The organism is Pseudomonas sp. 44 R 15 (assembly GCF_900004965.1).
Taxonomy (GTDB): domain Bacteria; phylum Pseudomonadota; class Gammaproteobacteria; order Pseudomonadales; family Pseudomonadaceae; genus Aquipseudomonas; species Aquipseudomonas orientalis_A.
Genome location: NZ_CVTU01000113.1, coordinates 1 through 7,967, shown reverse-complemented (window position 1 = coordinate 7,967; position 7,967 = coordinate 1). Strand labels below are relative to the sequence as shown.

Sequence of the window (7,967 nt, the reverse complement as noted above, 5' to 3'; positions counted from 1 at the left end):
TGCCGGAATACACCTATGAACAGATGCACCGCCACAACGTGACCATGGCGGTGTTCCCACCGGTGTACCTGCAGCAACTGGCCGAACACGCCGAGCGCGACGGCAATCCTCCGGCGGTGCGCGTGTACTGCTTCGGCGGTGATGCAGTGGCCCAGGCCAGCTACGACCTGGCCTGGCGCGCACTGAAACCGACCTACCTGTTCAACGGTTATGGCCCCACCGAAACCGTGGTCACGCCACTGTTGTGGAAGGCGCGCAAGGGCGACCCATGCGGCGCCGTCTACGCGCCCATCGGCACTTTGCTCGGCAACCGCAGCGGCTACGTGCTGGACGCGCAGCTCAACCTGCAACCCATCGGCGTGGCCGGTGAGTTGTACCTGGGCGGCGAGGGCGTGGCCCGGGGTTACCTGGAGCGTCCGGCGTTGACCGCCGAACGCTTTGTGCCGGACCCGTTCGGCAAGCCCGGCAGCCGCGTGTATCGCAGCGGCGACCTGACCCGTGGGCGTCCGGACGGTGTGGTGGATTACCTGGGTCGCGTCGACCATCAGGTCAAGATCCGTGGTTTCCGTATCGAACTGGGTGAAATCGAAGCGCGCCTGCGCGAACAGGACAGCGTCGGCGAAACCGTGGTGGTGGCCCAGGAAGGTCCGACCGGCAAGCAGTTGGTGGCCTACGTGGTGCCGCTTGATCCGGCCCTGCTCGACGATGCCGTCGCCCAGGCCAACGGCCGCGAAACCCTGCGTCGCGCCTTGAAAACCCGTTTGCCGGACTACATGGTGCCTACCCACCTGATGTTCCTCGAACGCATGCCGCTGACCCCCAACGGCAAGCTCGACCGCAAGGGCCTGCCGCTGCCGGATGTAAGCCTGATGCAGCAGGTGTATGTAGCGCCCCAGAGCGAACTGGAGCGCAAGATCGCCGCGATCTGGTGCGACGTGCTGCGCCTGCCGCAAGTGGGCTTGCATGACAACTTCTTTGAGCTGGGCGGCGACTCGATCATGTCGATCCAGGTGGTCAGCCGGGCGCGTCAGGTCGGCGTGCGCTTTTCGCCCAAGGACCTGTTCCAGCACCAGACCGTGCAGAGCCTGGCGGCAGTCGCCCGGGAAGGCGAGGGCGCAGTGCTGCTGGATCAGTCGGCACTGAGCGGCGAGCTGCTGCTGTTGCCGGTGCAGCAGGCGTTTTTTGCCGATGACATCCCCCAGCGTCACCACTGGAACCAATCGGTGGTGCTGCAACCGCACCAGCCCTTGCAGGTGCCGCTGCTGGTGGCCGCGCTTGAGGCGCTGATCGTGCACCACGATGCCTTGCGCAGCACATTTGTGCAGGGGCCGGCGGGCTGGAGTGCGGCGTACCGTGGGCCGCACCTGCACCAGGCCGACCAGGTCCTGTGGCAGACCACCTTGAATACAGTCGAGGAACTTGACGCCCTGGGCGAAGAAGCCCAGCGCAGCCTCGACCTGGAGGCGGGGCCCTTGTTGCGTGCGGTGCTGGCGCAACTGGCCGACGGGTCCCAGCGATTGTTGCTGGTCATCCATCACCTGGTGGTTGACGGCGTGTCTTGGCGCATCCTGCTCGAAGATTTGCAAAGCACCTATCAGCAACTGGCCCAGGGCGCCGCCGTGCAACTGCCGGCCAAGACCAGCGCCACCCGCGCCTGGGCTGAACGCCTGCAGACGTATGCGCGCAGTGAGGCACTGCAACACGAACTGGTCTGGTGGCAGGCGCAACTGCACGGCAGTCCGTCCGGCTTGCCGGGCGCCGACCCGCAGGCCAGCCTGAGCAACCACCTGGCGCTGAGTGTGAGTACGCAGCTGGACCCGGTCTACACCCGTCGCTTGCTGCAGGACGCGCCGAGTGCCTATCGCACCCAGATCAACGACCTGTTGCTGACCGCCCTGGCCCGTGTGATCACGCGCTGGACCGGTGATGAGTCGATGTTGATCAGGCTCGAAGGCCACGGCCGCGAAGACCTGTTCGACGAGATCGACCTGACCCGCACCGTCGGATGGTTCACCAGCCTTTACCCGTTGAAATTGCTGCCGGCCACCACCCTGGCCAGCTCCCTCAAACAGATCAAGGAACAACTGCGCGCCGTCCCCGACAAGGGCCTGGGCTTTGGCGCCCTGCGTTACCTGGGCGATGCCGAGGCCCGGCAGGCCTTGGCCGCGTTGCCACGCCCGCGCATCACGTTCAACTACCTGGGACAGTTCGACGTCAGCTTCGACAGCGCCGAGCGGCCAGGGCTGTTTACGCCTTCCGGCGACGCCAGCGGTGCCGAGCAAAGCCCGGAGGCGCCGTTGGGTAACTGGCTGGAAATCAACGGCCAGGTGTATGGCGGCGAGTTGAGGCTCAATTGGAGTTTCAGCCAGGCGATGTTCGCGCAAGCGACTGTCCAGCAACTGGCCGATGAATACGCACGGGAACTCAAGGCCCTGATCGACCAATGCTGCGAGCCGGCCAACCGGGGCGTGACGCCGTCCGACTTCCCCCTGGCGAACCTGACCCAGCAGCAGCTCGATGACCTGGCGCTGAACGCCGCCGAGGTCGAAGACCTGTACCCGCTGTCACCGATGCAGCAGGGCATGCTGTTCCAGTCGCTGTACGGCGAAGGCTCGGGTGACTACATCAACCAGATGCGCATCGACGTGCACGGCCTGGATGTACCGCGCTTCCACCAAGCGTGGCAGGCGGCGGTCGAGCGTCATGAGATCCTGCGCAGCGGTTTTGTCTGGCAGGCCGAGCTGGAGCAGCCCTTGCAGGTGGTCTACAAGCAGGTTCGCCTGCCGTTTGTCGAGCTGGACTGGCAAGCGCGCGACGATGCTGCCTTATCCCTCGACAGCCTGGCCGAGTCGGCGCGGGCCCAGGGCTTTGTGCTGGAACAGGCGCCGCTGTTGAGCCTGACGGTAGTGCGCACCGGTGGGTCGAGCTATCACTTGATCTACACCAATCACCATATCCTGATGGACGGCTGGAGCGGTTCGCAGTTGTTTGGCGAAGTCCTGCAACACTATGCAGGTGAACCATTGCCGGTGCCGACCGGGCGTTATCGCGATTACATTGCCTGGCTGCACGCCCAGGACAAGGCACTCAGCCAGGCGTTCTGGAAAGACCAGTTGATCAACTTGCAGGAACCTACGCGCCTGGCGCGTGGCGCACAGGTGCAGGACGACACGGCCCTGGCGATTAACGGTGAGCATCGCCTGAGTCTTGACGCGCCGCAGACCGAGCGTCTCAAAGCGTTCGTCCAGCGCAACAAAGTCACCCTCAACACCTTGGTGCAAAGCGCCTGGCTGTTGCTGCTGCAGCACCACACCGGGCACGCCACCGTGGCGTTCGGCGCTACAGTGGCAGGGCGTCCGGCGCAATTGCGCGGGATTGAACAGCAGGTCGGCCTGTTCATCAACACCTTGCCGGTGGTGGCGACCCCGGATGCACAGATGTCGGTCAGTCAGTGGCTGCAGCAGGTCCAGCAGCAGAACCTGAGCTTGCGTGAGCAGGAACACACACCGTTGTTCGAGATCCAGCGCTGGGCCGGGCTGGGTGGCGAAGCGCTGTTCGACAGTATCCTGGTCTTCGAAAACTACCCGGTGTCCGAGGCCCTGGAGCAGGGCGCGCCGTCGGGGCTGCGCTTTGGCGCGGTGCAAAGCCTGGAGCAGACCCACTACCCATTGACGGTCCTGCTGGCGATAGGCGACAGCCTGGGCGTGGAGTTCAACTACGACCGCAAGGCCTTCAGCGCAGCGCACATCCAGCGCCTGGCCGAGCACTTCCAGCAATTACTCATGGCATTGGCAGACGATGCTTCCCAACCCCTGGGCGCATTGCCAACCCTGGCCGCCGCCGAGCGCGCAACGCTGGTGCAGACATGGAACGCCACTGCGGTGGAATATCCTCTGGATCAAGCGGTGCATCAGTTGATCGAGGCGCAAGTGCATCGCACGCCGCAGGCCCCGGCGCTGCTGTTTGCCGGGCACACCTTGAGCTACGCCGAATTGAACGCCCGGGCCAACCGCCTGGCCCATCGCCTGATCGCTGCCGGCGTCGGCCCGGACGTACTGGTGGGGCTGGCGCTGGAGCGCTCGATCGAAATGGTCGTGGGCCTGTTGGCGGTGCTCAAGGCGGGCGGTGCCTACGTGCCGCTGGACCCGGAATACCCGCGTGAGCGACTGGCCTACATGCTGCAGGACAGCGCTGTGCAACTGCTGTTGACCCAGGCCCATCTGCAGGCGCAACTGCCGGTGCCAGCCGGCGTGCAATGCCTGGTGCTGGAAAGCGGCGACGCCTCGCCGGACGCCTTCAGCGTCCACAACCCGAACGTCGCCGTGCACGGCGAAAACCTCGCCTATGTGATCTACACCTCCGGCTCCACCGGCCAGCCCAAGGGCGCCGGCAACCGCCATCGTGCACTGACCAACCGGCTGTGCTGGATGCAGCAGGCGTATGGCCTCGAGGCCCGTGACAGCGTGCTGCAGAAAACGCCGTTCAGCTTTGACGTGTCGGTGTGGGAGTTCTTCTGGCCATTGATGACCGGCGCACGCCTGGTGGTGGCCGCACCGGGCGACCATCGTGACCCGGCGCGGCTGGTCAGCCTGATCAACGCGCACCAGATCACCACGCTGCATTTCGTGCCGTCCATGCTGCAAGCCTTCCTGCAAGACGCAGAGGTGGCCTCGTGCCACAGCCTGCAACGCATTGTCTGCAGTGGCGAAGCGCTGCCCGCCGACGCCCAGCAGCAGGTCTTCGCCAAGCTACCCGGCGCTGGGTTGTACAATTTGTATGGCCCCACCGAAGCGGCAATCGACGTGACCCACTGGACCTGCGTCGAAGAGGGCCGCGACGCCGTGCCGATCGGCCGGCCAATCGCCAATCTTTCGTGCTATGTGCTGGACGCCAACCTGGAACCGGCGCCGGTCGGTGTGTTGGGTGAGTTGTATCTGGGTGGGGTCGGGCTGGCGCGGGGTTATCACCGTCGTCCCGCGCTGACCGCCGAGCGTTTTGTCACCGATCCGTTCGGCAGCGGCACGCGCCTGTATCGCACCGGCGACCTGGCACGTTATCGCGACGATGGCGTGCTTGAGTACGCCGGGCGCATCGACCATCAGGTCAAACTGCGCGGGCTGCGCATCGAGCTGGGTGAGATCGAAGCGCGCCTGCTGAAACACAGCAGCATCCGTGAAGCGGCAGTGCTCGCGGTCGACGGCACCCACCTGGTGGGTTACCTGGTGCTGCAACAGCCGCAGGACGATTGGAAAGCCGCGTTGGTTGCGCACCTGGCCGCGCAGTTGCCGGACTATATGGTGCCGGCGCAGTGGGTGGTATTGGCGCAGATGCCGCTGAGCCCGAACGGCAAGCTGGATCGCAGGGCATTACCCAAGCCAGAGGCCCACGGCACCGGGCAGTACCAGGCACCCCGCAGCGAAATAGAGCAGCAGGTCGCGGCGATCTGGAGCGAGGTGCTGGACGTGGAACGCGTGGGGCTGCACGACAATTTCTTCGAACTGGGTGGCCATTCGTTGCGGGTACTGATGCTCAAGGAGCGCATCCGCAAGGCCAGCGGCGTGAATTTGTCGGTCAGCCAGTTGATGCTCAATCCAACTGTGGCCGGGCAGGTCAGCTGCTTGCAGGGCGATAACCGAACGTCGTTGATCGTCAGGCTCAACCAGCAGACCGAAGGCACGCCGTTGTTCCTGTTCCACCCAAGCTTTGGCTCGGTGCATTGCTACACCGCGATTGCCCTGGCACTGCGCGAGCAGCGCCCGGTATTCGGGGTGATGTGCCGAGCATTGGCCGAGGAGGGCGCTGCGGTGCCGCACTGGCAAGTGATGGTCGAGGATTACACCACACAATTGCTGATGGCCCAGCCCCACGGGGCGTTCCGCCTGGCAGGTTGGTCGTTGGGCGGCAACCTGGCGATGGAAGTGGCGCACGGCCTGGAACAGGCGGGGCGTGAGGTGGAGTTTGTGGGGTGGATCGACGCCGCGCCGCCGCAGTGGGTCAAGCCTTACTGGGATGCGGTAGACGTGGGGGAAGATCGTGAGGTTTCGGCCAACGAGCGCCGCGCGGCGTTACTGGGCGTGATGTTCCCTGAGTTCGCCGAGGCGATACAGCGTGCCTGGGAGCAGTGCCAGCGCGATGCCGAGGATGAAATGGGTCAATGGCAAGGGTTCGTGAGCTGGGCTGAGCAGGCCTTGGGCGAAACCTTTACCGCCATCAAGGAGCAATTGCTGCACGGCAACGAAGCGCAGATTGCCTGGGACGTCGACCGCGCGTTGAGCGAACGCATGGTCGCGTCGGACTTCAAGCCGATCAAGGCGCCAGTCAGTTGCTGGTGGGCGTCCATGAGCCGGGCAGGGCGCTTCAGGGAATTGATTGAACAGCAGATGGCGACAGTGATCAGCCAGGGACGCATCGAGCGTTCGGTGATGATCGAGACTGACCATGACGGCATTATCGACAGCGCCGCGTTCATCCGCAGCCTGGCGCAGGCGATGGGGTAACCCGTATCCAATGTGGGAGGGGGCTTGCCCCCGATTACGGTGTCACAGTCAACAGATGTATTGACTGACACACTGCCATCGGGGGCAAGCCCCCTCCCACATTTTGATCCCCATTACTCCGCCGATTGGTGAGCTTGTCGCCGTGCGGTCAGAATTCCCAGCGATGCTCAACCATTACGAGGCGGATCAGGACGGCATTATCCAATGTGGGAGGGGGCTTGAACTGGTCAAGTAATCCCGGACACCGATTACGGTGTTTATGCCGCTTTTTGCTCCATGGCTATTGGCGACAGGTAGTTGTTGTAGCTGTGGAGCCTGATTCGGTTGTATCGCATGAAGAAGCTGGTCATATCCCGCCTGGCTTCTTCAACTGTGGTGTAGCCCTTATTGGGCACCCACTCTGATTTAAGCGTCCCGAAGAAACGCTCTGTTGGCGCGTTGTCCCAGCATTGCCCTCTGCGGCTCATGCTTTGCGTTATTCCATGCTCCAGCAGCTCGGACTGAAAGAGCTGGCTGGTGTATTGGCTGCCTTGATCCGAATGAAACATCAAGCCTGCATGTTTGCCTCGAACCTCCACCGCCATTCTCAGCGCCTTGCTAACCAGGTTGGCGTCGTTGATCAGGGAAAACGCCCAGCCAACGATTCGGCGGGCGAACAGATCAATGACCGCTGCCAAGTGATACCAACGTTTACCAACCATCAGGCTGGTAACGTCGCCGCACCAGGCCTGATTGATTGCGGTTGGCTCGAAGTTACGCTCGAGCAGATTCTTGGCCACAAATGCTTCGACGCCTCTAGAGCGATACTGATGGCGGCGGCGCTGTCTGCTGGCCAGATTTGCCTCCGCCATGAGTTTTCCGGCCAGATGCCGTCCCACCTTGATCTGCTGGGCTTTCAAGTGCTGAGAGATCATCCGCGCGCCTGCACTTCCCCGGCTTTCGTCATGCAATTGCGCAACTTTTGCTCTGAGCGCGTCACGCTTGGTATTCGGCACTGAGCGACGCTTAAGCCAGTCATAAAACGCGCTGCGGGAAACGCCCAGCGCACTGCAAAGCAGGCAGATCGGATACGAACTCGACTCTCTCAGCTCCTCGATCAGGAAAAACGATCGGGATCCGACATCAAGAGAGCCGTAGCCTTTTTTAAGATTTCAGCCTCGGTCTCCAGGCGCTTGACCTTGGCTCGCAGCTGTTGAAGCTCTCGCTGTTCATCGCTGATTGCCTTAGTACCTGCCACTGGCTGCCCTTTCTGACGCTCTTTGCGAACCTGCTCAATCCAACGGCGCAGAGCCGTGGGGCCAACCTCCATCGACGCACAGACGTCAGGAACTGAGCAGTTATCATCAAGTACCATGCTTACAGCACGTTGCTTGAACTCGCGGGTGTAGGTCTTTCGCTCTTGCATGAAACCTCCTGATTGGGCGAATCATATCGCCCTTAAGAGGTGTCCGGGAGCATTAGGCCAGTTCA

3 protein-coding genes are annotated in these 7,967 nt (G+C 63.0%); 1 reads left to right on the top strand and 2 read right to left on the bottom strand.

Going from position 1 to position 7,967, the window contains the following annotated elements; translation table 11 throughout:
- A partial coding sequence (locus tag BFP93_RS22510) for a non-ribosomal peptide synthetase (RefSeq protein WP_141688003.1) occupies positions 1-6,497 on the top strand: 6,497 nt, incomplete at its 5' end.
- Positions 6,498-6,754: 257 nt separating this feature from the next.
- Here BFP93_RS22510 and BFP93_RS22505 read toward each other — a convergent pair.
- Complete coding sequence (locus tag BFP93_RS22505; RefSeq protein WP_256095152.1) at positions 6,755-7,585, bottom strand: IS3 family transposase; 831 nt, start codon at positions 7,583-7,585, stop codon at positions 6,755-6,757.
- 8 nt (positions 7,586-7,593) lie between these two features.
- Positions 7,594-7,902 carry a transposase gene (locus BFP93_RS29425; protein WP_065883309.1) on the bottom strand — a complete coding sequence of 103 codons (309 nt, stop codon included), beginning with the start codon at positions 7,900-7,902 and terminating at the stop codon, positions 7,594-7,596.
- Positions 7,903-7,967: the final 65 nt, after the last annotated feature.